Raw genomic sequence first — 24,418 nt, 5'->3', positions numbered from 1 at the left:
CACGGAGGGCGGCCCCTACGAACCAAGAGCCGATGTCTGGTAGGGGCCGCCCTCCGTGGCGGCCCGCCAGCCGCTTCCTGCGTATCTCAGCAGCGTTCTATAACACATCAGCCCGGCCTCGCAGCGCCGGCTACGGTGCGGAATCAACTGGATGCGGGCTCACCCCTCGAGGGACGCCGCCTCGCGGGACAGGTTGGTCAGCAGGCTCGGGCCGCCCGGGGTGACCAGGACGTCGTCCTCGATGCGGACCCCGCCCCACCCGGGGATGTAGATGCCCGGCTCGATGGTGACGACCATGCCGGCCTCGAGCGTGTCCTCGGAGTTGGCGCGGATCCGCGGGGACTCGTGGACCTCCAGGCCGATGCCGTGGCCCAGCCCGTGGGTGAAGTGGTCGGCCAGCTTCAGGTCGGTCGCGTCCTTCAGCTTCGCCGAGGCGAACACCTTGCGGGCGGCCGCGTCCACGTCCTTGGCCTTCACCCCCGGGCGGATGGCGGCCAGGGCCGCGTTCTGCGCCTGGAGGACGATCTCGTACACCTCGTCGAACTTGATCCCGACCCGCTCGAACTTGTTTCGCCGGGTCGGGGAGGTGCCGAACGGGCTCTTGAGGGTGCGGGTCATGTCCGACTTGTAGAGCATGTCCGCGCCCCAGTCGATCAGGAGCTTGGTGCCGTCGCCCAGCAGCTTGGCCGTCGGCGGGGCGTGGGGCAGTGCGCCCCGCTCGCCCACGGCCACGATCGGCGGGAACGACGAGCCCTTGGCCCCGGCCCGGCGGATGTACGCCTCCAGCGAGTCCACCATCTCCTTCTCGGAGTCGCTCTCGCGGACCGTGGCGATGAACATGCGGAACGCCCGCTCGGCCACCCGCACCGCGTCGCGGATCCGGTCGATCTCGGCCGGGTCCTTGACGGTCCGCTGCCGCTCGACCGCCCCCCCGACCGGCACGAACGTCACCTTCGGGGCCAGCGCCTTGAGCTGCTCCAGCTCCCCGAGGGTGAGCCCGTCCTCCTCGACGGCCACCGACTTCACCCCGGCCTTGTTCAGCACCTCGGCGGCGGCCTCGTACGTCGTCTTGTTGTGGTTCCGAATGTGCGCGTCGAGCCCGACGCACTCCTCCTTGATCTGTTCCTCGAACCGGGTGTCGCTAATAACAATGTTGTGCTTGGCGCTCCCGAAGTAGAAGCTCGAGTCGCCGGTGAAGTTGGTGAGGTACGTCACGTTGACCGGGTTGGTCACCAGGAACGCCTCGGCCGCGGTCTTCTTCAGATTCTGGACGAGAGTCTGCCGGCGCTGGAGGAGATAATTCATTCGGACGGGCACCTGAATTGAGTTACGGGGCGAAATATTATTCGGTTGCGAATAATCGGGTGGCTAATTCTGTGAGGAGAGTGGGAAAACTCACCGGCCCAAGTTGAGTGTACCCCTACTTTAGTTGAGCGTGAAGACACAAAGCAAGATTTGTTGATATCGCCCAGAGGGAATCATCACCGAATTCCCATTACCGCTTGAACCTTAGCGCGGGAACGGCTCGCAACACATTCTTCTATCACGCGGGGACCGTATGACGGACCTGGACCTCTCGACGGACCCCGCCGCCGTGGACCGGCTGTGGACCGGGTACCACCCGCTGGCGCTGGCCCCGCTCGTCGCGGTCGCCGCGTGCCTGTCGCTCCTCGTGTGGACCGGGCAGTGGTACCTGGACGGCGTGACCGTGTTCGCCGCCGAGATCGGCGGGTGGGCGACGTTCGCCGTCGCGTGGGGGGTGTGGCCGGCGCTGGTGCTGGTGTTCCTGTACCGCACGGTGGCGTACACGTACCGGCTCACGGACCGGGCCGTGTTCGTGGACTTCGGCCCGGCGTTCCGCCCGGTCCCGCCGCTGCCCGTGGCGGACCTCGGGGCCGTGTCGGTCGGCGGGGGGTGGCTGGTCCGGCGGCTCGGCGTGGGGGTCGTGGTGCTGCGGGGCGGGGGCCGGAGCGTCCGCCTCAACGGGGTCCGGAACCCGGAGGCGTTCGCGGCGCGGGTCCGGGCGGCCCGGTCCGCGGTGCTCAAGGGCGCCCCGGGCGTCACGGCTTGAGGTCGCTGGTCACCTTCAATTCGGGGAGGGCCTCTTCGAGTGCCTTCACCCCAACGGCCGTCACCGCGGTCCCCTTGACCGACAGCACCTTCAGCTTCGGGCACTTCTGGAGCGCCTCCAGGGCCGCGTCGGTCACCGGGGTGCCGTCGAGGGTCAGGTCGGCCAGTTCCGGGAGCCCGGCGAGCGCCCCGACGCCCTCGTCCCCGAACTTGGTGTTCGCCACGTTCAGGTAGATCAGCGCCTTCACGTCCCCGAACGCGGCCCCTGCCTTGTCGGTGATCCGGGTGCCGCTCAGGTCGAGCGTGTGGAGCTTGGGGACCGCCGCGGCGAGGGCGGCCCCCGCGTCGGTGACGTCCGACCGCGGGAGCAGGAGCCGCTCCAGCTTGGCGAAGTTCGGGAGGTGGGCGAGGCCCGCGTCCGACACGCCCGGCGCGCCGAGTTGCGCCGGCCGGCGGACCTCGACGCTCCGCGTGGAGAACGGGGCCAGGGGCATCCGGCTCAGCTTCTCGAACCCCTTGTCGTCGAGGACGTCGGTCGCGAAGAAGTCGAACCCGACCCGGTTGATGACCGCCCGCTCCTCGTCCGTCGCCGCCTCGCCGAACAGGTGGCCCATCAGGTACTTCGAGACGATGCGGTTGAGGTCGTCCTTGGACAGTTGCGTCGGGCGGGCCGGGGGCGGCTCGGCGACCTTCGGCGGCTCGGCGACCTTCGGCGGCTGGGGCCGGGGCCGGGGCGCGACCGGGGCCGGCGGGGCCGCGGCCCCGTCGTCGACCGGCCGGCTCGGCGTGCTCAGCGACGCCGCGACCCCCACGGCGATCAGCACGGCCAGGCCCGCGACGGCCCCGGCGATGACCCACAGCGTCTTGTCGGCCCGCTGCGGCGCGAGCCGGGGCCGCCGCTCGGTCAGCACCTCCGTCGGCTCGCCGAGTTCCGCGAACTGGGTCGTGGACAGGTCCTGTGGGGCCACCGCGATCGGAACGTAGATGACCTGCGGGACCGTCTGCTGGGCCGCGTAGTGGGCCGGGCCGAGCGCGATCGCGCGGATCTCGTCGGCGACCGCCTGGGCCGACGCGGGCCGGTGGTCGGGCCTCTTCGCCAGGAGCCGGTGGACGAGCGCCTCCAGCGCCGGGGGCACGTCCGGGTTGGCCCCGCGGACCGGGGCCGGGTCGTCCACCGCGAGGGCCGTGAGCAGCGCCATGACGCTGTCGCCGGCGAACGGCTGGTGGCCGGTCGCGAGTTGGTAGAGCACGACGCCGAGGCTGAACAGGTCGGACCGGGCGTCGAGGTCCTTGCCCCGGGCCTGCTCGGGCGACATGTACCCCGGGGTGCCGACGACGGTGCCGGCCCCGGTGAGCCCGAGCCCGGCCTTCTCGTCGACCTGCCGGGCGATGCCGAAGTCGAGGATCTTGACCCGGCCGCGGGGCGCTTCGAGCCAGATGTTGGCGGGCTTGATGTCGCGGTGGACGAGCCCCAGCGCGTGGGCCGCGGCGAGCCCCTCGGCGGTCTCGGTCCCGACCCGGAGCACCTGGTCCACCGTCAGCCGGCCCTGGCGGGCGAGGAACCGGTCGAGCGGCGCGCCGGCGAGGAACTCCATCGCGATGTACGGGACGCCCCGGTCCTCGCCCACCTGGTAGATGGTCACGACGTTGTCGTGCTTGATCGCGGCGGCGGTGCGGGCCTCGCGGAGGAACCGCTCCTTGGCGGTCGCGTCCCGGGCCGCCGCGGGGAGCATCACCTTGAGCGCGACGCGGCGCTGGAGCCCCTCGTCCCGGGCGAGGTACACGGCCCCCATCCCGCCCACCCCGAGCCGCTTCAGCACCTTGTAGTGCGCGACCTGCCCGAGCGAGCCGTCCGGCTGCGGGGGGCCGAACACCGGGTCGGGCGCCGCGCGCTCGCCCCGCGGCGGGTCGCCCAGGTTCAGCGTCCACTGCTCCGTTGCCATTGGGACCCCTGCCGCACGCGCGACGGCTTCCGGCGGCCCCTTCGGCCCGCCGCCTCGTCGGAAAAGTTCCGTGACGTGCGATACAGGATACCGCGGACGCGGGACCGCGGTAAGAGCGAAGTTCCGGCCCCCGCGTTCGGCTATGATGACGCCATGACCGCGCACGACGAAGCCGTCCTGAAGACCGTTCGCGACGCCGACCGGGGCAAGCGGAACCTCGCGGCCCTCGCCGGGCACCTGGGGCCGAAGGGGTACGCCGACCTGATCGGCTCAGTGGCCCGGCTCCTGCAACGGACCGCCGACCCGGACATGGCCCTGAACAACCTGGAGCGGCTCCTCGCGCAGCCGGCCGCCCGGCACCAGGTGCCGCACCTGCTGGAGTCCCGCGCCCGCGGGCTCGACGCGGCCCTCCAGCTGCTCGCCACGTCGCAGTTCTTCGCCGACACGCTCGCCACGTACCCCGAGTTCCTCGACTCGGTCCGGGCCGCGCCCCGGCGGAGCCCGTCCACCACCGAGCTGACGGTCGAGCTCCGCGACGAGGTGACCGCGTGCTCCGACGACCCGGCCGTGCTCCGCGCGTTCCGCCGGTTCCGCAACCGGCACATGCTCCGGATCGGCATCAACGACGTGATCCGCGACCGGCCGCTCGAGGAGGTGACCCGGGAACTCGCGCGGGCCGCCGACGCCGCGATCGAGGTCGCGCTCCAGCACGCGCTGAGGACCGTCGGCGCGCGGTTCGGCACCCCCACCGGCCCCGGGAACGTGCCGGCCGAGATCAGCGGGCTGGCGTTCGGCAAGCTCGGCGGCGACGAGCTGAACTACTCCAGCGACATCGACCTGATGTTCGTCTACGACCACGACGGCGAGACGGTGGGCCGCCGCACCGGGGTGTCGAACGCCGAGTTCTTCACCCGCGTGGTGCAGGAGGTGGTGCGGCTGCTCCACACGGCCACGGACCGCGGGTTCGCGTACCGCGTGGACCTGCGGCTCCGGCCCGAGGGGAACCGCGGCCCCCTCGCCCGCAGCGCCGCGAGCACGCTCAGCTACTACGACACGATGGGCCGCACCTGGGAGCGGCAGGCGCTCATCAAGCTCCGGCACGTCGCCGGGCACGCGCCGCTGGCCCGCGAGTTCCTCCGCGGGGTCGAGCCGTTCGTGTACCGCAAGTACTTCAGCTTCGCCGAGATCAACGAGGTCAAGGCGCTGAAGCGGCAGATGGAGCAGCGGGCCGGCCGCGCGTCGGCCCTGGAGCCCGCGAACCACACGATCCCGGGCGACGTGAAGACCGGCCGGGGCGGCATCCGCGACATCGAGTACACGGTCCAGTTCCTCCAACTGCTCAACGGCGGGGACCTCCCGGCCGTGCGGCAGCGGAACACGCTCCTGGCCCTCGAGTCGCTCGAGATCGCCGGGTGCCTGACCCCGCAGGAGACGTACATCCTGTCGGACGCCTACCGGTTCCTCCGCAAGACCGAGCACCGGCTCCAACTGCTGTTCGACCTGCACACGCACAAGCTGCCGTCGTCCCCCGAGGAGCTGCGGAAGCTCGCGCTGCGGATGGGGTACACCGCTGGTCGGGGGTCGGGAGCCCGGGGTCCGGAGTCCGGAAGCGGAGCCCCAGGGGTGCCGTCCGGCGAGGCCGGGTCGCCCGCCGAACCGGCTCCCGACTCCGGACTCCCGGCCCCAGACTCCCGGCCCCTGTCCCCCCAAAGAAGGTCGCCCCTCGACGAGTACGAGTCGGCCCCGCCGGCGCCCGACACCCGCGACCGGCTCACGGACCCGCTCGACCGGTTCATCAAGGACCTGGCCGACAAGACGGACCAGGACCGGATCATCCTGAACCACCTGCTGCACCAGACGTTCGCCGACGCGGGCACGATGGAGGAGCCCGAGGCCGACCTGATCCTCGACCCGGACCCGGACGAGGCGACCGTCCGCGCGGTCCTCGGCCGGTACCCGTTCCAGGACGTGCAGAAGGCGTTCAGCAACCTGTCGCAGCTGGCCCGCGAGTCGGTGCCGTTCCTCTCGGCCCGGCGGTGCCGGCACTTCCTCGCGAGCATCGCCCCGCAACTGCTCCGGGCCGTCGCCGAGACCCCCGACCCCGACGAGGCGCTCACGCAACTCGAGCGCGTCTCGGTCTCGCTCGGCGCGAAGGCGGTGCTGTGGGAGCTGTTCAGCTCGAACCCGCCGAGCCTGCGGCTCTACGTCGACCTGTGCGCGGGGAGCCCGTTCCTCTCGGGCCTGCTCATCAACAACCCCGGCATGATCGACGAGTTGCTCGACAGCCTCGTCCTCGACCAGCCGCGGCCGGCCGACGAGCTGCGGGCCGAGCTCGCCGAACTGTGCCGCGGCGCGAGCGACCCGGACCCGATCCTCCACAGCTTCCAGGACAAGGAGTTCCTGCGGGTCGGCGTCGGCGACCTGCTCGGCAAGGTGGACGTCCGCGAGACCACGCGGGCGCTCTCCGACGTGGCCGACACGGTGCTGAACCAGGTGGTCGAACTCGTCGAGCCCGAGGTGCGGGCGCGGTGGGGAAATCCTGTCGTGCGGGGTGCGGAACGCGGAGTGCGGAACGACAACCCGGCCGCCCCAAGTGCCTCCGCCACACCGTCTTCGTCGTCAATTCCGCACTCCGATTTCCGCACCCCGCACTGTCGCTACGCGCTGCTCGGCCTGGGGAAGCTCGGGGGCCGCGAGATCAGCTACCACAGCGACCTCGACCTGCTCCTCGTGTACGAGGCCGACGGCACCACCGACGCGGGCGAGTCGAACGCGCAGTTCTTCACCGAGCTGGCGCAGAAGATCATCCGCACCGCGTCCCGCATGGGGCCGATGGGCCGGCTGTACGCGGTGGACATGCGGCTCCGGCCGACGGGCAAGTCCGGCAACCTCGTGCTGCCGCTCGCCGAGTTCCAGCGGTACTTCAGCGGCAAGGCGTGCATGCTGTGGGAGCGGCAGTCGCTCTCACGCGCCCGCGTGGTCCGCGGGGACGCGGGGTTCGCGGAAGAGGTGCGGGACGCGATCCGCGGGGCGATGCTCGGCAAGGGGTGGAGCCCGGAGCTGGCCGACGAGATCCGCGGGATGCGGCAGAAGCTGGAGGCGACCGCGAACGCCCGGAGCCTGAAGCGCGGCCCCGGCGGCATCGTGGACGTCGAGTTCGTGGTCCAACTTCTTCAGCTCAAGTACGGCAGCGAACACCCGGCGGTGCTGGAGCCGAACGTGTGGGACGCGCTCGACGCGCTGGAGGCCGCGGGGGTGCTGCCGGCCGCCGACGCGGCGGGGCTGCGGGCCGGGTACTCGTTCCTGCGGCTGGTCGAGGCCCGGCTGCGGGTCGTGACCGACCGGCCGCTGACCGAGGTGCCCGAGACCCCCGGCGACCTCGCGAAGCTGGCGCACCGCCTCGGGTTCGAGTCGCCGGCGAAGTTCCTGGCCGGGTGGAAGGGGGTCACCGCCGACGTGCGCACCCTCTACGCCGCGATCACCGCCCGCGAGCGGGGGTAGGCGTCGTCAACGGTAGGTCACTCGCTCCGCGAGTGACACCGGCCGCGCTCCGGACCGCCCCGGTAACCTCTGGTGCGCCGGGGCGCGACCCGCGGAGCGAGTCGCCTACTTTGTGTCGGCTCACCCCGCGAGCCGCAGGCCGAAGCGGTTGCCGCCGCTCTCGCCGCGGTAGACCCGCTGGATGCGCTCGCGGGTGAGCCCGAGCGACTTGTCGAACCGGCTCAGCTTCAGCCCCGCGAGGCCGGGCTCGTAGTCGGCGAGGTACTGGAGCATGTCGATGTCGGCGTCGATCTCCGCGGCGGTCTGGTTGCGGATGTACCGCCGCACCAGCCGCAGGCCGCCGTTCGGCTGGGGCCACCACCGCGACTTGGCGTACAGCATCGAGTACACCCGCGTCGAGGTTTCCGTCACCGGGACGTAGAACAGGTACACCCGCCACCGCACCTTCCGCTCCTGCGAGCCGTCGCCGCTCGTCCACCAGTGGTCGAACCGCGAGTGCAGCGGCGAGAACCACGTCGTCCACCGGTCGTGGAACAGGTCGCCCGGCTTCACCCCGATGAACAGGCGGTCGAGGAACGGGAGCGTCTTCGTCGGGCCGACGTTGCTCACCGTGAGGCTGTCGTCGGTGCTCTCGAACCCGACCTTCACCTCGTGCATCTTGTCGAGGTCGTACCCGAAGTTCTTGTGGACCGTGCCGCTGTGCTCGATCTCGTTGAAGTTGTCCATCGTGAGTTCGAGCGGGGCCGGCGCGTCGTGGACCAGCGTGCCGATGTGGACGAACCCGTCGAGGTCGAGGGTCGGGAACTGCGGGGCGCTCTGGCGGGTCTTCATCCACACGAGGCCGTGCTCCTCGCGGACGTCGTAGCTCGTGGTGCAGGTGTGCATCTTCGGCGCGCCGGGGCTCTCGCCCTCGCCGCAGGCGTCGAACGTCCACCCGTGGTACCGGCACTGGAGCTTCTCGCCCACGACCTCGCCGGCGCTCAGCTTGAGGCGGCGGTGCGGGCACGCGTCGGCGACCGCCCCGAGCTTCCCGGACGCGGTGCGGAACACCGCGACCTGGGTCCCCGCGACGACGGCCGCCAGGGGCTTGCGGCCGAGGTCGCCCGAGCGGGCGACCGGTTGCCAGTGATCTAACATCCCCATTGTCGCCTCACCTGCTATGATGGCTGTTTGGGTCGTGTGAGTGTCCCAACGACCCACCGCACCGAGCGTTCCCCGAATTACCCATGTTCACAGGGCTGGTCCAGACCCGCGGCACGGTCGAGACCGTGGAAAACGACGCCCACGGCGGCCGCACGCTCGTGGTCCGCGAGCCCGCGCTCGCCCCGAAGCTCGAACTCGGCGAGAGCGTCGCCGTGAACGGCACGTGCCTGACGGTCGTCGCCCACGACGCCGCCACGTTCGCGTTCCAGGCCGGCCCGGAGACGCTCGCCAAGACGGTCCTCGGCGGCCTCGCCCTTGGCGACCCGGTCAACCTCGAACGCGCGCTCCGCGTCGGCGACGCACTCGGCGGGCACTTCGTTACCGGTCACATCGACACGACCGGCACGATTCTTGAAAAACAACCCGCCGGAGAGTGGCTCACGGTCTGGTTCTCGGTTCCGACCGGATTTACTGAACTCCTCGTGCAGAAGGGGTCGGTGGCCGTCGACGGCGTGAGCCTGACGGTCGTGGACGTGACGCCGGACCGGTTCAGCGTGATGCTGATCCCGCACACCCGCGACCACACGACGCTCGGCCCGAAGCCGCCCGGCGCCAAGGTGAACCTGGAGTTCGACCTGATCGCCAAGCACGTGCGGAAGCTCGTGCAGGGCATGACCATCACGATTTGACCACGGCGAGCGGGGGGCGTGAGCCCCCCGAGGGATCACGATTCACCCGCACTCGGGGGGCTTACGCCCCCCGCTCGCCAAAACCCCGCAGGGGCATCACGAGTCGAGCGTGCCTTGCTCCGGACCCTCCCCGGCGGTATCCCGCGGGCGCGACCCGCGCCCCCGGAGGAGTGGAAGTGCGACCGATCGTCCTCGTCGCCCTGCTCGGCTGCGTGAACGGGTGCCCGGGAACCTGTTGCAGCGAGACCCCGAACCGCGTTCAGCAGAAGCCCGCAGCACTTGAGCCCACACCAACGGAAGCCGCACCCGCACATGGCACCCGCAACCCCTGACCAGCCGCCCCTCCCGTCGCCGCGCCAGACGCTCTCGTACCTCCGCGGGCTGTTCGACGCGCACGGGCTCCAGGCCAAGAGCAAGCTCGGCCAGAACTTCCTCATCGACCTGAACCTGCTCGAACTCATCGTCCGCACGGCCGACCTCGGGCAGGCCGACGCGGTGCTGGAGGTCGGCACCGGCACCGGGTCGCTCACGGCCCAGCTCGCGACGTGGGCCGGGGCGGTCTGCACGGTCGAGATCGACTCGACGCTCGCCCCCGTGGCCCGCGACGTCGTCGGCGAGCGGCACAACGTCCGGTTCGTGTTCGGCGACTGCCTGGAGAGCAAGAACACGCTCAACCCGGACATGCTCACCGCGTGGGACGAGATCGCCGCGGCCCGGCACTGCACCCGCCGCAAGCTCGTCGCCAACCTGCCGTACTCGATCGCCACGCCGCTCGTGAGCAACCTGCTCATCACCCGCGACGACATCGAGCGGATGGTCATCATGGTGCAGTGGGAGATCGCCGAGCGGATGCGCGCGGTCCCCGGCACGAAGGACTACAACGCGCTGAGCGTGCTGGTCCAGGCGGTGGCCGACGTGGAGGTGGTGCGGAAGGTGCTGCCGGTGAACTTCCACCCGCGGCCGAAGGTGGACTCGGCGGTGGTGCTCATCAAGCCGAACCCCGAGAAGCGCGCGAAGGTCGGCGACGTGAAGAAGTTCCGGACGTTCCTGCGGGACCTGTACGTCCACCGGCGGAAGAACCTGCGGGCGGCCCTCTCGGGCTGGCCGCAGGGCCGCAGGGACAAGGCCGAGGTCGACGCGAAGCTCGCCGAACTCGGCATCGACCCGACGGTGCGGTCCGAGGCGCTCGACATCGAACAGCACCTGCGGCTGTGCGCGGCGTTCGGGTGAGGAAGCGGCCAGTGGTCAGTGGACAGTGGTCAGTGGACAGTGGACAGTGGACAGTAAAGACGAAGACCGGAGGTGCGGCACGCGGCCACTCCTCCGGTCTTCCTGTTTTCACTGACCACTGACCACTGACCACTGACCACTCACCACTGGCCAGTGGCCACTGTCAGCGGGACACGACCTTGTAGTCGTAGGTGTCGCGCTCGCCGAGGCTCAGCTGCTTGTGGTACGTCGCCTTGCCGCCCTCGCCGCCGACGTACATGAACCACTTTCCGGCCGGCAGTTGCACGTCGAACTCGCCGTAGGCGTTCGCGTTCACGTACTCCTTCTGCTCCGGCTTGTCGGCGTTCATGAACACGAGCTTGGCGTTGGCCCGCGGGGTCATCTGGTCCGGCATCGTCACCTCGCCGCGGACCGTCACCACGCTGCTACGGCTCACGGTCTTCTCGGGCCGGAGCCGCACGTTCGGGCTCGGCTTCGGGTACGACTGCGGCGACGTCGGGAGCTGCTGCGGGACGATCATGTCCGACGCCCCGCCGGGCTGCACGCTCGGCTGGTTCGACCGCAGCTCGTCCACCGACGGGCCGCCGGCCGGCGGAATGTACCCCGGGGCCGGGGCCGGGGCCGCCGCGGCCGCCCCGCCCGGCGGCGGGTAGTAGTAGCTCACCACCGGTTGCTGGTACGTCACCGGCTTGAGCGACGTGACCGGCACGGTGCAGGTCCGCATGACGTAGCTCGTCACCGAGTTGCACTGGCTCCGGAGCTTGTACGCGGTCGTCGGGGTGCAGACCTTCTGCGGGCACCCGGTGCACGGGTCGTAGTAGGTGCTGTACTTGTACTCGGTGACCGGCTCGTAGTAGTAGCTGGTCACGTTCTTCTTCACCGGCTCGTAGTAGCTCTTCTGAACGTACTCGGTGACCGGCTGGTAGTAGCACCGCTGGACGTAGCTGATCCGCATCTCGGGCTGCGGGCACGGCTGGGGGCAGGCCTGCGGGCACGCCTGCGGGGCCGAGTAGCTGGACCGGGTCTGGCCCCCGCCGCAGTCGTGGCAGCACACCTGGAACACGTTGTCCCAGGCGGCGGACGCGGAGCCCCCGGTGCCGAGGGCACCGGCGAGGGCAAGGGCGAGGAGTCTGAAGGTGTTCGGCATGGGTGTCCGTCTCCGTGGGGTCGCGATGCCCCGGGATGGGGCCGCCCAGAGGGCTCACCCAAGTAGAGTAATTCGCTGCGGATGTCTCCCCTATCGTTTTCGGGGGTCGGCGCAACCGAACCGACCGGTTTCGCGCGTCACAGTCGTCAAGGTTTGCACATTCGGCGGTGCTTCGCCAAGTTTCGGTCAATCTGGGCGGTTTACGGGGCCGGGGGTTTGAATTGTAAAAAGGATGTGACGAACAGGGAGTGTTGAAGAGTGTTTGGAGTGTCGTTGTGTTGTGACTGCGGCTGGGCTCTGTCGATGGCGTAGGCCAGCAGACGCCCGGCACTCAACACTCTCAACACAACAACACTCTTCAACACTCCAAAGTCACTTCGCCGCGGCCGCCAGCGCCGCCAGGGCGGCGTCGTAGTTCGGGTGGCTGGTCACCTCGGGCACGTACTCGGCGTAGGTCACCTTGCCGGCCTTGTCGACCACGAACACGGACCGGGCCAGGAGCTTGAGCGGCAGCCCGCTCTCGATCAGCACGCCCCAGTTCTTCCCGAACGAGTGGTCGTGGACGTCCGACACGGTCTTGAACGTCGAGATGGCCTCGGCGGTGCAGAACCGGCCCTGCGCGAACGGCAGGTCGAGGCTCACCGTGTACGCCGCGACCGAGTCGCCCAGCGCCTTGAGCCCCTCGTCGAACTTCTTGGTCTGCATGCTGCACACGCCGGTGTCGAGCGACGGGACGACGCTGAACAGCCGCGCCTTCGCCGGGGTGTCGGCCAGCGACACCTTGTCGAGCCCCTTCAGGCCGGTGAAGTCGGGGGCGGTGTCGCCCGCCTTGAGTTCAGAACCGGCGAGGTTGACGGCGTTGCCCTTGAACGTGACGGTGCGGCCCATGGTGCGTCTCCGAATGTCGGTGGGGAGGTCGGGAGTCCGGGGTCGGGAGTCGGACGTCCGCCGCTCGCCGAACCCGTGCGGTTTGGTCTACGTCGTGACGAGTGTGCCGACAACGGACCCCGGCCCCCGGATTCCCGACTCCGGCCCTCAGTTCGGGCTGAACTTCGGGGGGAACCCGCGGGTCCCGACGTTGGCGAACGGCCGCAGCGCCTGGGTGATCGCGGCCGCCCGGCGGCCGGCGTCGGGCTCGGCCAGCAGCGCCTGCTTCACGGCCAGGTCCAGCGGCATCGCGTAGGACAGCAGGTCGCACACCTGGCCGAGCGGGGTCTCGCCGGCGAACAGCTCCCCCACCTGCTTGTGGGCCGCGGCGTTCCCCTCGAACCGCGGCAGCACCACCTCCGCGAGGCCCCGCCGCAGCGCCCGCAACTCGTCCAGGTCGGTCGGGGCCGACTCGACGACCCGGCCGACGCGCGCCGTGCGGTACAGGCGGTCCGTGGCGACCTCGTCGAGGACGCGGACCCGGCACAGGCCGCGGAGCCGCAGGTTGTACCGCCCGTCGTCGAGGTGCTCGCTCCACGCGATCCGGCCCACGCACGCCACGGGCTCGATCGCCGGCGCGCCGTCGTACCCCTCCTCCCAGCCGGGCCGCAGGAGGACCATCGCGATGAGCTGGTCGGTGGCCAGGGCGTCGGCGGTCATCTGCCGGTACCGCGGCTCGAAGATGTGGAGCCCCTGCACGACGCCGGGGAACATCACGAGCGTCGGCAGCGGGAACAGCCGCACGGTGCCGTCGAAGTCGGGGGGGAGCGGGTCGGTGGTCATGCGGGGCCCGCCGGATCGGGTGAAAGGGTGATCGCCGGGCGCGGGCCGCTCGCGCCGCCGGTGAGGGCCGGTGCGAGGTGCGATTCCATGGTGTGCCAGAAGCGGTCGATGTCGAGCCCCATGTGGGTGGGCCGGTACGGGTCCGCGTACCGGCGGCCGGAGCCGAACAGCCGGGCCGCGCCGGCGAAATTCCCTCTGCTCAAGTGATAGACCGCGACGGCCGCCTGAATCAACGCCTGGACGAACCGCCGGTCCGCCGCCGGGCAGTCCCGCCACAGCTCCTCCCACACCTCGTGCGCGTCGAAGAACTCCCCGGCGTTGAACAGGCGGACGCCCGCGAGGAACCGGGGGTCGGGGTCGTCGGAGTTCGGCATTTTGCGCCCCGGGTTTCATGCGTTCCGCCCCACGGGTGGGTATCCTTGAAGAGATCACAGCGGGCCGGAAGCGTCAACTGGGTACCGGCCCGCGGACCGCGAACCACTCCCGAACCACCGACCACCCGATGTTTGCCTCACGCCAGTTCCCGCTCGCCGCCCTCGTCACCTGGTGCCAGACCCTGCGGCACAGCCTCGCGGCGGGGCTCAGCCCGGTGCGGGTCTTCAAGCTCCAGGGGAAGTCCGGCCCGCGGCCGCTGCGGGAGGTCGCCAGGGACGTCGCCGCGAAGCTGGAGGGCGGCGACTCGCTCGAGGACGCGCTGGAGCCGTACCGGAACCGGTTCCCGCCGCTGTTCCTCGAACTCGTCGCCGTCGGCGAGCAGACCGGCCGCCTCGAGGACACGTTCGCCGAGTTGCAGGACTACTTCGAGTCGGCCCTGACCGTGCAGCGGAACTTCCGCGCCCGGATGGCGTACCCGCTCATCCAGTACTGTGCCGCGGTGTTCATCGTCGCCGCACTCACCTGGGTCCTGGGGTTCCTGGCGCAGACCGGGAAGGCCGCGACCACCGACCCGCTCGGCACCGGGTTCACCGGCACGTTCGGGGCGGTGATGATCCTCGTCATCGGGTACGGGCTGCTGGGCGGCATCATCGGGCTGGTGAACCTCGCGAAGAACAACGTCGCGTGGCGCGCGAAGCTGGAGGGCATGATGCTGGTGGTGCCGGCGTGGGGGCCGGCGGCGCGGGCGTTCGCGGTGCAGCGGTTCGCGGTCGCGCTGCGGATGTGTACCGAGGCCGGGCTCCGGGCCGAGAAGACGATGCGGTACTGCTTCCGGGCGACGTGCAACGCGGCGTTCCTGCGGGGCGAGGAGCGGGCCGTCGCCGTGGTGAAGAAGGGGAACGAGATCGGCGAGGCGCTGGAGGCGTCCGGCGCGCCGTTCCCCGAGGAGTTCCACGAGACGATCCGCATGGGCGAGGAGACCGGGAACATGTCGGAGGTGATGGAGCGGATGACGGTCCGGTACCGCGAGGACGCCGAGCGGAAGCTAAAGACCGCCGCCGAGTTCACCGGCTACCTCATCTACGGTGCGGTGGCGCTCGGGATCATCTTCGCGATCTTCAAGATCGCCGGCATCTACATCGGCGCGCTCGACGACGCGGCCCGGTGACCGGGAGAGAGCAAGGAGCGAGACCAAGTCATCTTGGTTGATCTCTGTAGCCGGCCTCTGTGAGGCCGGTGCCTGGGGACTTCCAGACGCCCGGCCTCACAGAGGCCGGCTACAGAACACATACGGATCACCCGGAGCCGGGAACGCGCCGACGCTCGCCAATTCCGCTCGAATGATTTGACCCTCCGGTCGGGGTGCGAGTAAACTGGCGGGACGTTCGCCACGCTGCCGCCACCTTTCTCCCCCCTATCGTCCGCCGGAGTGCTGCCCGATGTCCCTCTTCAACCGCCGCGAGTTCCTCGAACGGACCGCCATCCTCTCGGCCGCCGCCGCGTCGCTCGGCTCCGGGGCCGCACTGGCCGAGACCAAGCCGGTCGCCGCCCGCGCGCAGACCGACAAGTTGCGGGTCGCCGTCGTCGGCGTCCGCGGCCGCGGCATGGCCCACGTCGGCGGGTTCCTCGGCAAGAACAACTGCGAGATCACCACGGTCTGCGACTGCGACGAGGCCGTGATCGGCAGCGCGATGAAGGCCATCGAGGGCAAGCAGGGCAAGGCCCCGACCTACGTCAAGGACATCCGGAAGGTCGTCGAGGACAAGGACATCGACGTCGTCTCGATCGCCACGCCGAACCACTGGCACGCGCTGATGGCGGTGTGGGCCATGGAGAACGGCAAGGACGTGTACTGCGAGAAGCCGGCCACGCACAACGTCCACGAGGGGGCGATCATGGTCGCCGCCGCCCGCAAGTACAAGCGGATCTGCCAGGTCGGCACCCAGAGCCGCAGCAACCCGGGCATGCAGCAGGCCATCGAGTACGTCCGAGGCGGCAAGATCGGCAAGGCCGACCTCGCCATCAGCCTGTGCTTCAAGCCCCGCGGGAGCATCGGCAAGGTCGAGAAGCCGACCGCCCCGCCGGCCAGCATGGACTACGACCTGTGGTCCGGCCCGGCCCCGCTCGCGGCCGTGAACCGCTCGAAGATCCACTACGACTGGCACTGGATCTGGGCGTACGGCAACGGCGACCTCGGCAACCAGGGGGTCCACGAGATGGACAAGGCCCGCTGGGGCCTCGGCAAGAACACGATGCCGAACACCGTGTTCTCGGTCGGCGGCCGGTTCGGGTACGTTGACGACGGCGAGACGGCCAACACCCAACTGTCGGTGTTCGACTACGGCGCCGAGAAGATGGTCTCCGAGGTCCGCGGCCTCACGACCGACGCCTACAAGAGCGTGAAGGTCGGCAACATCTGGGTCGGCCCCGAGGGGTACGTGGCGTGCCCGAACTACGCCGGCGGCGTCGCCTACGACAAGGACGGCAAGGAGGTCGCCAAGTTCAGCGGCGGCGGCGACCAGCACCACTTCGACAATTTCGTGAAGGCCGTCCGCAGCCGCAAGGTCGAGGACCTGAACTGCGACGTCGCCGAGGGGCACCTCTCCGCGGCGCTGTGCCACCTCGCGAACATCAGCTACCGGCTCGGCACCGAGCAGCCGGTCGGCAAGGTCGCGGCCGTCAGCGACCACAAGGCGGTCAACGAGTTCGCCGCGCGGATGCTCGACCACCTCAAGGCGAACAAGATCGACACCGAGAAGACCGTCGGCAAGTTCGGCCCGCTCCTCACCATGGACCCGAAGACCGAGCAGTTCGTCGGCACCGACAAGCCGCTGCTCGACAGGGCCAACGCGATGCTGTTCCGCGAGTACCGCAAGGGCTTCGAGCTGAAGGAAATTGCCTGAGAAGCGGCCGGTCGAACCGCCGGCGTGGGCCGGCGGGTTGAGGCACCCGCCGGCTCACGCCGGCGGTTCGCTTTTCGGCGGCCTGGTGAACGCCGCGAGCCACGCGGCCATCTCGTCGGGCGTCGGCTCGGGCAGCGGCTTCGGCTCCTCCGCGGCGGGCGGGGCCGCGGCCGCCGGCTTCGCGATCAGCCAGTCCACGAACCCCTCGCACGCGAGCACCTCGCACCCGCGGTGCCGGCCCGCGTCGCGGACCCGCAGGTCGTTCGACACCACGGTCACGGCCGCCGGCCGCTTCTCGACCGCGACCAGCTCCTCGATCTCGTCGTCGGCCGTGCGGCGGAACGCGAACCGCACCCACACCCCGCGGTAGCTCGCCTCGGGCGACCGGCCCGGTGCCTTCTCGGCGTCGAACACCACCCGCAGCCGCCCGGGGCGCTTCCCGGCCGCGGCCGCGAGCCAGTCGAGGAACCGGGTGCGGGCCGCTTCGAGCCCGTTCGGGCGCGTGCCGGTGCCGAGCATCCCGACGGCGTGCATCAGGTTGTACCCGTCGATGAGGTAGGTCACGACCGGCCCCGGGAGTATCTGGCACACGCCGCGTGCCGCACAGTAGGCGACTCGCTCCGCGAGTCGCTCCCCGGCGCTCCAGAGGTTCCCGGTGGCGACCGGAGTGCGCTTGGTGTCACCCGCGGAGCGAGTGACCCACCGAGAGACCGGCCCGCACCGGTTGCCCTCCCGTCGATTGTACCCGCGGCGGCCGGGAAACGCGAAGGCCCGGCCGTCGCGACGGCCGGGCCTTCAACTATCGGAAATCGGCCGGAGGAACGGCCGTCTGGCGAGCGGAAGTGACACCGGGGTGTCACTCGTCATCGGGGGGCGTCGAGAGGTCCGGGGGCGCGGCGTCGGGTACGCGGTACTCTTCGCCGAACCACCGCCCCAGGTCGGCCAAGCGGCACCGCCGGGAGCAGAACGGGTAGTCGGGGTAGTCCTGCCGGTTCCCCGGCATCGCCGCACCGCAGATCGAGCACTGTACCCTATTCATCGGCCCGCCCCGCCCCGGACTTCGGGATTTCTCGCCACGTCCCGCACGACCGCCTCACTTGGTCTTCTTGCTGCCACCGCCACCTTCGGCCTTGGGGGCCGGGGCGGGTGGGGGCGGGGGCGACGCGGGAGCCGCCGGGGCCGCCGGGGCCGCGTCCGCCTTCGTGTCGGCCTTGGTCTCGGGCTTCGCGTCGCCCGCGTCGGCCTTCTCCCCGGCGCGGCGGTAGTCGGTCTCGTAGAACCCGCCGCCCTTGAAGATGATCGCGCCGCCGCCGCCGAACAGCCGCTCGAGCTTGTTCTTCTTGCACTTCGGGCACTTGGTCAGCAGCGGGTCGTTGAACGACTGGAGCTCGTCGAACCGGTGGCCGCAGGCGCTGCACTCGTAGTCGTACGTCGGCATCGTTGAGCACCGGGGTGTGGGAGTCACGCGGTCGGGGCGGCGGCGACGATCACGCTCGTCGGGCGCAGGACGCGGTCGTGGAGCAGGAACCCGTGCTGGAGCACCTGGACGACCTGCCCGGGGGCGTGGTCGGGGCTCGGCTGCTCCATCACCGCCTGGTGGAGGTTCGTGTCGAACGTGGTGCCGGGGCCGCACTCGATGCGGGTGACGCCGTGCCGCCGGAGCGCCGCGAGGAACTGGTCGGCGGTCGCGGAGACCCCCGTCGCGAGCGGGCCGGTGTCGCCGGCCGCCTTCGCCGCGCCGAGGGCGCGGTCGAGGTTGTCGAGCGCGCCGAGCAGGTCGCGGGCGAACGACTCGCACGCGTACTTCTTCGCGGTCTCGGCGTCGCGGGCCGTGCGCTTGCGGGCGTTCTCGTAGTCGGCCACGACGAGCTTGTAGTTCGCGAGCTGCTGCTCGGCCGCGTCGAGCCGGGCGCGGACGCCGTCGACCTCGGGCGCGTCCGCCTTCGGGGCCTCGACCTTCGGGGCGTCGGCGGGGACTTCGTTCGGTGTGTCGGACATCAGTTGGTCTACTCCAAGCCACGACAGCCCGCCCGTCGGGACGGGCGGGCGGCTACTTCTTCTGTTCCGTTGGAGGGCCGTCGCCGCTGATGAGATCCTTCAGTTTCCCGAAGAACCCCTTGCGGGGGGTCGGCGGCGGGGTGCCGTCGAGGTCCGCGAGGCGGCGGAGCAACTGCTCCTGTTCGGCCGACAGTGACGTCGGCGTCTCCACCACGAGGATGACCAGCAGGTCGCCCTTGCGGCGGGGGTCGTCGAGGTCGGGCATCCCGTGCCCGGCGACGCGGAGCACGGTCGTGTGCGTCTGCGCCCCCCGCGGCACGTCGATGGAGACCTTCTGGCCGGTCAGCGTCGCCAGTTCCACCGGCCCGCCGAGGGCCGCGCGGGCGAACGAGACCGGGAACTGGCAGATCAGGTTGTGCCCGTCCCGCTCGAACACCTTGTGCTCGCGGACGCGGATCACGAGTTCGAGGTTCCCGCGGGGCGCGCCCGGCGCGCCCTCGTGCCCGTGCCCCGGGACGCTCAGCCGCACCCGGGTGTCGACCCCCGGGGGCACGTTCAGGTCGAGGGACTCGCGGGCCTCGGTCCGGCCCGCGCCGCGGCACGCCTTGCACGGGTCCGGGTTGATCGAGCCGCGGCCCCCGCACCCGCGGCACGCCTGGGGGAACGAGAACAGCCCGCCGGCCGAGACGTACTCCGCGCCGCTCCCCTTGCACCGCTTGCACTGCGCCGGCTGGGTGCCCGGCTTCGCGCCGCTCCCGCCGCACTCCTTGCAGTTCGCCTCGTACCGGATCGCGATCGTCTTCTTGACCCCGGTCGCGGCCTCCAGCAGGTCGACGTCGAGGACGTCCTCGATGTCCTCGCCGCGGCGCGGCCCGCGGCCCCTGCGGCGGCCGCCCCCGCCCCCGAGGAAGTCGCCGAACACCTGCCCGAGCAGGTCGCTCAGGTCCACGCCGGCCCCGCCGCCGCCCCCGCCGGCCGTTTGCGCGAGCCCCTCGTGCCCGTACCGGTCGTAGATCTGCTTGCGGGTCGCGTCCTTGAGCACCTCGTAGGCCTCGCTGACCTCGTGGTACTTGGCGACGACCTCCTCGTCGCCCGGGTTCTGGTCCGGGTGGTACTTCTTGGCGAGGCCGCGGTACGCCTTGGTGATCTCGACGTCCGTGGCGGTGCGGGTGACGCCGAGGACCTCGTAGTAGTCGCGCTTCGCCATTTGTTTCAGAGATCAGAGGACAGAGGACAGAGGCCAGAAGTCAGAATACCAAAGGCGAGGGCCGGAGGGCACGCCAGTCGGCACTCCTCCGGCCCTGTCCGTGCTTTCCTGCCCTCTGTTCTCTGTCCTCTGCCCTTCTCGGGATCAGGCCACCGACCCGGACACCTTCGACTTCTTGTCGTCCTCGTCGATCTTGGTCACCATGACCTCGGTCGTGAGCATCAGCCCGGCGATGCTCGCGGCGTTGGTCAGGGCGCTGCGGGTGACGCGGAGCGGGTCGATGATGCCGGCCTTGAGCATGTCGACGTACTTGTCGTTGTTGGCGTCGTACCCGATGTTCGGGTTCTTCTCGCCCTGGGCGGTCACCTCGTCGGCAATCACGGCCCCGTCCTTGCCGCAGTTCTCGGCGATCTGGCGGATCGGCTTGGAGAGCGCGCGGGCCACGATCTCGGCCCCGATCCGCTCGTCGCCCTTGAGCTTCTCGGCGAGGGCCTCGATCACCGGCACGCACCGCAGCAGCGCCGTGCCGCCGCCCGGGACGATGCCCTCGGCGACCGCGGCGCGGGTCGCGTGCAGCGCGTCCTCGACCCGGCCCTTGGTCTGCTTCATCTCGGCCTCGGTCGCGGCCCCGACCTTCACGATCGCGACGCCGCCGACGAGCTTCGCGAGCCGCTCGGAGAACTTCTCCTTGTCGTACTCGCTCTCGGTCTGGTCCATCTGGGTGCGGATCGTCTGCACCCGGGCCATGATCGCGGCCTTCCGCTCCTTGTTCTTGTCGGCGTCCACGACGATCGTGGTGTTCTCCTTGTCAACGACCACCTGGTCGGCGGTGCCGAGCATCTCGAGGCCGACGTTCTCCAGCTTGATCCCGCGGTCCTCGCTGACGAACGTGCCCCCGGTCAGCACCGCGATGTCCTCCATCATCGCCTTGCGGCGGTCGCCGAACCCGGGCGACTTGACGGCGCAGACCTCGAGGAGCTGCTTGAGCCGGTTGACGACGAGCACGGCCAGGGCCTCGCTCTCGACGTCCTCGGCGACGATGAGCAGCGGCCGGGCGGCCTTCACGACCTTGTCGAGCACCGGGAGCAGTTCGCGGACGTTCGAGAGCTTCTTCTCGAGGAGCAGGACGAGGACGTTCTCGTGCTCCCACTTCATGTCGGCGTTGCCGTACGGGAAGTAGGGGGAGATGTACCCCTTGTCGAACTGCATGCCCTCGACGAAGTCGAGCGTGGTGTCGGAGGTCTTGCCCTCCTCGACGGTGATGACGCCGTCCTTGCCGACCTTCTCGAAGGCGTTGGCCATCAGCTCCCCGATCTTCGGGTCGTTGTTGGCGGAGATGCTGGCGACGTTGGCCATCTCCTCCTTCTTGCTGAGCTTCTTCGTCAGGGTCGTCTCGATGAACTCGACGGCCTTGGCGACGGCCTTGTCGATGCCGCGCTTCACGGTCATCGGGTTGGCCCCGGACGTGATGTTCCGCAGCCCCTCCTGGTACAGGGCCAGGGCGAGCACGGTGGCGGTGGTGGTGCCGTCGCCGGCCACGTCGCTGGTCTTCTGCGCGACGGCGTTGACGAGCTTCGCGCCCATGTTCTCGAACGGGTCGGCCAGGTCGATCTCCTTGGAGACCGTGACCCCGTCCTTGGTGACGGTCGGGCCGCCGTAGGACTTGTCGATGATGACGTTGCGGCCGGTCGGCCCGAGGGTGACGCCGACGGCCCGGGCGAGCTTCTCGGCCCCGCCCAGGAGCTTCTTCCGCGCGTCGTCGGTGTACAGCAGTTGCTTCGCCATTGTTCTCTCCGGTTCGTGTTTCGAGTTGAGGGGTTTGAGTTCCGAGGCGCCCGGCTCGCACGCCCCCGCGTGCGGCGGGGGCGGGAACTCGAAGCGGTCAACTCGAAACTCGAAACGCGGCTTACTTCGCCAGCTTGGCGAGGATCTCGCCCTCGCGGATGATCTTCAGGTCCCGGCCGTTCACCTCGACGTCCGACCCGGCGTACTTGCCGAACAGGACGGTGTCGCCGACCTTCACGGCCAGCGCCAGGCGGTTGCCGTCGTCGCCGAGCTTGCCGGGGCCGACGGACAGGACCTTGCCCTGCTGCGGCTTCTGCTTGGCGGTGTCCGGCAGCAGGATGCCGCCGGCGGTCTTCTCCTCGGCCTCGGACGGCTCGACCACGATGCGGTCGTCGAGCGGCTTGAGGGTCAGTTGGGCGGGCTCGGCGGCGGTCTTCTTGGCCACGGGTGGCTCCTTATTGTCTGAGGGGTGTTGTTCGTTGGTTGTTGTCAGTTGCGGACAAGGAGTGGGGTCGCATGCGGGAACCGGCCCAGGGCCCGTGGTCCCAACAAACAACGACCCACTCCCGACGGCCGAAGGATCACATCATCCCGCCCATGCCGGGCATGCCGCCCATGCCGCCCATGCCGCCCATGCCGCCCATGCCGCCGCCGTGGTGGTCGTCGTGGTGGTCGCCCTTGCCCTTGGGCTCGGGGATGTCGGCGATCATGCACTCGGTGGTGAGCAGCAGGGCGGCGACGCTCGCGCCGTTCTGGAGCGCGCTGCGGGTGACCTTCACCGGGTCGATGACCCCGGCCTTGCGGAGGTCGGTGTACTCGCCGGTGTCGGCGTTGTACCCGAAGTTCTTGTCCTTCTGCTTCGAGATCGTGTTGACGACGACGGTGCCGTCCTCGCCGGCGTTCTCGGCGATCATCCGGGCGGGCATGGCCAGGGCGTTGTACAGCACCCGCAGGCCGTGCGCGTCGTCGCCCTCGCCCTTCATTTCCTTCTCGAGCACCTTGCGGGCGGTGAGCAGGGCCACGCCGCCGCCGGGGACGATCCCCTCGGCCAGCGCCGCACGGGTCGCGTGCAGGCTGTCGTCGTACAGCGCCTTCCGCTCCTTCATGGCGGTCTCGGTCGCGCCGCCGACCTTGATGACCGCCACGCCCCCGGCGAGCTTCGCGAGCCGCTCCTGGAGCTTCTCGCGGTCGTACTCGCTCTCGGTCTTGGTGATCTCCTTGCGGATCGCCTCGGCCCGGCCGTTGATGTCCTTCTGGTCGCCCTTGCCCTCGGTGATGGTCGTGTTCTCGGCGTCGATGCGGATCTTCTTGCACCGCCCGAGCATCGAGACGACCGCCGGCTCGGCCGACTTGCCCTTCTTGATCTGGTCCGGGGTCGGCTGCGCGACCGCGTCGAGCTGGATCCCCAGGTCCTTGAACACGGCCTTGCCGCCGGTGAGGACCGCGATGTCCTCGAGCATGGCCTTGCGGCGGTCGCCGTACCCCGGGGCCTTCACCGCGCACACGCGGAGCACGCCCTTGAGCTTGTTGTACACCAGGGTGGCGAGCGCCTCGCCCTCGAAGTCCTCGGCGATCAGGACCAGCGGGTCCTTCTGCTGCCGCGCCCACTCCAGGAGCGGGATCAGGGTCTTCACGTTGCTGACCTTCTCCTCGAAGATCAGGACGTACGGGTTCTCGAACTCGCAGGTGACCTCGGCCTCGTTGTTCACGAAGTGCGGGGACAGGTACCCGCGGTCGAACTGCATGCCCTGGACCACGCTCACGACGGTCTCGGCGGTCTTGCCCTCTTCGAGGGTGATGACGCCGTCCTTCGCGCCGACCTTCTTCATCGCCTCGGCGAGCTTCTGGCCGATTTCCTTGTCGTTGTTGGCCGCGATCGTGGCGACCTCGGTGATGCTCTTCGAGTCCTTCGGGTCGATGTGCTCGGCGATCTTGAGCAGCTCGTCGGAGACGAGGGCCACGCCCTTCTGGATCCCGCGGGTGACGGCCATCGGGTCGCCCCCGGCGGCGACCGCCTTGAGCCCCTCGCGGAAGATGAACTCGGCGAGCACGGTGGCGGTGGTGGTGCCGTCGCCGGCCACGTCGGAGGTCTTGCTGGCGGCCTCCTTGACGAGCTGGGCCCCCATGTTCTCGAACGGGTCCTTCAGCTCGATGTCCTCGGCGACGCTGACGCCGTCCTTGGTGATGGTCGGGCTGCCCCAGCCCTTGTCGAGGATCGCGTTGCGGCCGCGCGGCCCGAGGGTCGCCCGGACGGCGCGGGCCAACTTCGACGCGCCGCTGAGGAGCTTCTGGCGGGCGTCGTCGGCGTAGGAGATCTGCTTGGAAGCCATGAGGGTATCCTTTCGATTCGCCCAGGTGGTCGGGGGATCGGACGGCCCCGATGCAACTCCCGTGCCCCGATTTTTATCGGTCGCTAGTCGCGATTGGGTCGAGAGTTGCGGAATTGCACTTTTGTGGCTGACGTGCAGATCGTGACAATGTGGCAGGGGCGGCCGAGACGCCGTGCCGCGAAATGGCAGGCTCCGTCGCGTCTCGCGAGTGTTCGCGAAGCCTTCAACGTGCGCGAGGGAAGCGTCCCGGTGGCATTCGAGACACCCAGTTGCCCGGCGAGCCGGGAGCGTCAGCGACCGGAGGTGGCGCGTTCGCCAGGAACTCCGGGCGCTGACGCTCCCGGCTCGCCGCGCTCCCAGGCGCGTTCCGACACGCCGCCAATCCTC

The 24,418-nt window shown here is 70.0% G+C and carries 21 protein-coding genes; 6 read left to right on the top strand and 15 right to left on the bottom strand.

The genetic code is table 11. From position 1 onward, the window contains the following. Nucleotides 1-159: 159 nt before the first annotated feature. Complete coding sequence (locus ACTIGN_RS03040; RefSeq protein WP_439621193.1) at nt 160-1,305, bottom strand: M24 family metallopeptidase; 1,146 nt, start codon at nt 1,303-1,305, stop codon at nt 160-162. A 253-nt stretch (nt 1,306-1,558) separates the two neighbouring features. Between ACTIGN_RS03040 and ACTIGN_RS03035 the strand changes: the two genes are divergently transcribed. Beyond that, on the top strand, nt 1,559-2,071 hold the full coding sequence (locus ACTIGN_RS03035; RefSeq protein ID WP_439621191.1) for a hypothetical protein: 513 nt from the start codon (nt 1,559-1,561) through the stop codon (nt 2,069-2,071). On the opposite strand, the gene ACTIGN_RS03030 is transcribed toward ACTIGN_RS03035, so the two are convergent. Next, nucleotides 2,061-4,013 (bottom strand): protein kinase domain-containing protein, encoded by a 1,953-nt coding sequence (locus ACTIGN_RS03030; RefSeq protein WP_439621189.1) that lies wholly within the window; start codon nt 4,011-4,013, stop codon nt 2,061-2,063. The genes ACTIGN_RS03035 and ACTIGN_RS03030 overlap by 11 nt on opposite strands. A gap of 153 nt (nt 4,014-4,166) precedes the next feature. Between ACTIGN_RS03030 and ACTIGN_RS03025 the strand changes: the two genes are divergently transcribed. After that, nucleotides 4,167-7,514, top strand: coding sequence for a bifunctional [glutamate--ammonia ligase]-adenylyl-L-tyrosine phosphorylase/[glutamate--ammonia-ligase] adenylyltransferase (locus ACTIGN_RS03025; protein ID WP_439621187.1), 3,348 nt, complete (start codon nt 4,167-4,169; stop codon nt 7,512-7,514). Nucleotides 7,515-7,634: 120 nt separating this feature from the next. Here the strand turns inward: ACTIGN_RS03025 and ACTIGN_RS03020 are convergent, their stop codons facing one another. Then, a complete protein-coding gene (locus ACTIGN_RS03020) occupies nt 7,635-8,657 on the bottom strand; it encodes a Rieske 2Fe-2S domain-containing protein (RefSeq protein WP_439621185.1) in 1,023 nt (340 codons plus the stop codon). Nucleotides 8,658-8,740: 83 nt separating this feature from the next. Here ACTIGN_RS03020 and ACTIGN_RS03015 point away from each other — a divergent pair, with 83 nt between their 5' ends. Then, on the top strand, nt 8,741-9,346 hold the full coding sequence (locus ACTIGN_RS03015; protein WP_439621183.1) for a riboflavin synthase: 606 nt from the start codon (nt 8,741-8,743) through the stop codon (nt 9,344-9,346). A gap of 312 nt (nt 9,347-9,658) precedes the next feature. Next, nucleotides 9,659-10,576: a 16S rRNA (adenine(1518)-N(6)/adenine(1519)-N(6))-dimethyltransferase RsmA gene (gene rsmA, locus ACTIGN_RS03010; RefSeq protein ID WP_439621181.1), complete on the top strand. Its 918-nt coding sequence runs from the start codon at nt 9,659-9,661 to the stop codon at nt 10,574-10,576. Nucleotides 10,577-10,739: 163 nt separating this feature from the next. Here the strand turns inward: rsmA and ACTIGN_RS03005 are convergent, their stop codons facing one another. The 4 genes from ACTIGN_RS03005 to ACTIGN_RS02990 all read right to left on the bottom strand — a co-directional run bounded on the left by ACTIGN_RS03005 (nt 10,740) and on the right by ACTIGN_RS02990 (nt 13,807). Then, nucleotides 10,740-11,723: a hypothetical protein gene (locus ACTIGN_RS03005; RefSeq protein ID WP_439621179.1), complete on the bottom strand. Its 984-nt coding sequence runs from the start codon at nt 11,721-11,723 to the stop codon at nt 10,740-10,742. A gap of 372 nt (nt 11,724-12,095) precedes the next feature. Then, nucleotides 12,096-12,611, bottom strand: coding sequence for a thiol peroxidase (gene tpx / locus ACTIGN_RS03000; protein ID WP_439621177.1), 516 nt, complete (start codon nt 12,609-12,611; stop codon nt 12,096-12,098). A gap of 147 nt (nt 12,612-12,758) precedes the next feature. Further along, nucleotides 12,759-13,433 (bottom strand): LON peptidase substrate-binding domain-containing protein, encoded by a 675-nt coding sequence (locus ACTIGN_RS02995; RefSeq protein ID WP_439621175.1) that lies wholly within the window; start codon nt 13,431-13,433, stop codon nt 12,759-12,761. After that, nucleotides 13,430-13,807 carry a DUF309 domain-containing protein gene (locus ACTIGN_RS02990; protein WP_439621173.1) on the bottom strand — a complete coding sequence of 126 codons (378 nt, stop codon included), beginning with the start codon at nt 13,805-13,807 and terminating at the stop codon, nt 13,430-13,432. Before ACTIGN_RS02990 ends, ACTIGN_RS02995 begins: the two co-directional genes overlap by 4 nt. A 128-nt stretch (nt 13,808-13,935) precedes the next feature. Between ACTIGN_RS02990 and ACTIGN_RS02985 the strand changes: the two genes are divergently transcribed. Beyond that, nucleotides 13,936-14,976 carry a type II secretion system F family protein gene (locus ACTIGN_RS02985; RefSeq protein ID WP_439621171.1) on the top strand — a complete coding sequence of 347 codons (1,041 nt, stop codon included), beginning with the start codon at nt 13,936-13,938 and terminating at the stop codon, nt 14,974-14,976. 271 nt (nt 14,977-15,247) lie between these two features. Beyond that, a complete protein-coding gene (locus ACTIGN_RS02980) occupies nt 15,248-16,711 on the top strand; it encodes a Gfo/Idh/MocA family protein (protein ID WP_439621169.1) in 1,464 nt (487 codons plus the stop codon). A 54-nt stretch (nt 16,712-16,765) separates the two neighbouring features. On the opposite strand, the gene ACTIGN_RS02975 is transcribed toward ACTIGN_RS02980, so the two are convergent. The 8 genes from ACTIGN_RS02975 to groL (ACTIGN_RS02940) form a co-directional block, all read right to left on the bottom strand. Then, complete coding sequence (locus ACTIGN_RS02975; RefSeq protein ID WP_439621167.1) at nt 16,766-17,275, bottom strand: NYN domain-containing protein; 510 nt, start codon at nt 17,273-17,275, stop codon at nt 16,766-16,768. A 292-nt stretch (nt 17,276-17,567) separates the two neighbouring features. After that, nucleotides 17,568-17,750 carry a DNA gyrase inhibitor YacG gene (locus tag ACTIGN_RS02970; protein WP_439621165.1) on the bottom strand — a complete coding sequence of 61 codons (183 nt, stop codon included), beginning with the start codon at nt 17,748-17,750 and terminating at the stop codon, nt 17,568-17,570. Nucleotides 17,751-17,804: 54 nt separating this feature from the next. Then, a complete protein-coding gene (locus ACTIGN_RS02965) occupies nt 17,805-18,149 on the bottom strand; it encodes an FmdB family zinc ribbon protein (protein ID WP_439621163.1) in 345 nt (114 codons plus the stop codon). A gap of 23 nt (nt 18,150-18,172) precedes the next feature. Further along, the gene (locus ACTIGN_RS02960) at nt 18,173-18,709 is read right to left on the bottom strand and encodes a nucleotide exchange factor GrpE (protein ID WP_439621161.1); all 537 of its coding nucleotides are present in this window, start codon (nt 18,707-18,709) and stop codon (nt 18,173-18,175) included. 52 nt (nt 18,710-18,761) lie between these two features. Beyond that, on the bottom strand, nt 18,762-19,916 hold the full coding sequence (gene dnaJ / locus ACTIGN_RS02955) for a molecular chaperone DnaJ (protein WP_439621159.1): 1,155 nt from the start codon (nt 19,914-19,916) through the stop codon (nt 18,762-18,764). A gap of 144 nt (nt 19,917-20,060) precedes the next feature. Then, nucleotides 20,061-21,701: a chaperonin GroEL gene (groL, locus tag ACTIGN_RS02950; protein ID WP_439621157.1), complete on the bottom strand. Its 1,641-nt coding sequence runs from the start codon at nt 21,699-21,701 to the stop codon at nt 20,061-20,063. Between the two features lie 121 nt (nt 21,702-21,822). Next, nucleotides 21,823-22,113 (bottom strand): co-chaperone GroES, encoded by a 291-nt coding sequence (locus ACTIGN_RS02945; RefSeq protein ID WP_439621195.1) that lies wholly within the window; start codon nt 22,111-22,113, stop codon nt 21,823-21,825. Nucleotides 22,114-22,282: 169 nt separating this feature from the next. Then, entirely contained in the window at nt 22,283-24,031 is a 1,749-nt protein-coding gene (groL, locus tag ACTIGN_RS02940; RefSeq protein ID WP_439621155.1) for a chaperonin GroEL, read from the bottom strand. Nucleotides 24,032-24,418: the final 387 nt, after the last annotated feature.

This window comes from Gemmata sp. (assembly GCF_051859125.1).
Lineage (GTDB): Bacteria > Planctomycetota > Planctomycetia > Gemmatales > Gemmataceae > Gemmata.
Note: the sequence above shows the minus strand (reverse complement) of the source record. Positions and strands in the feature narration are given on the sequence as shown.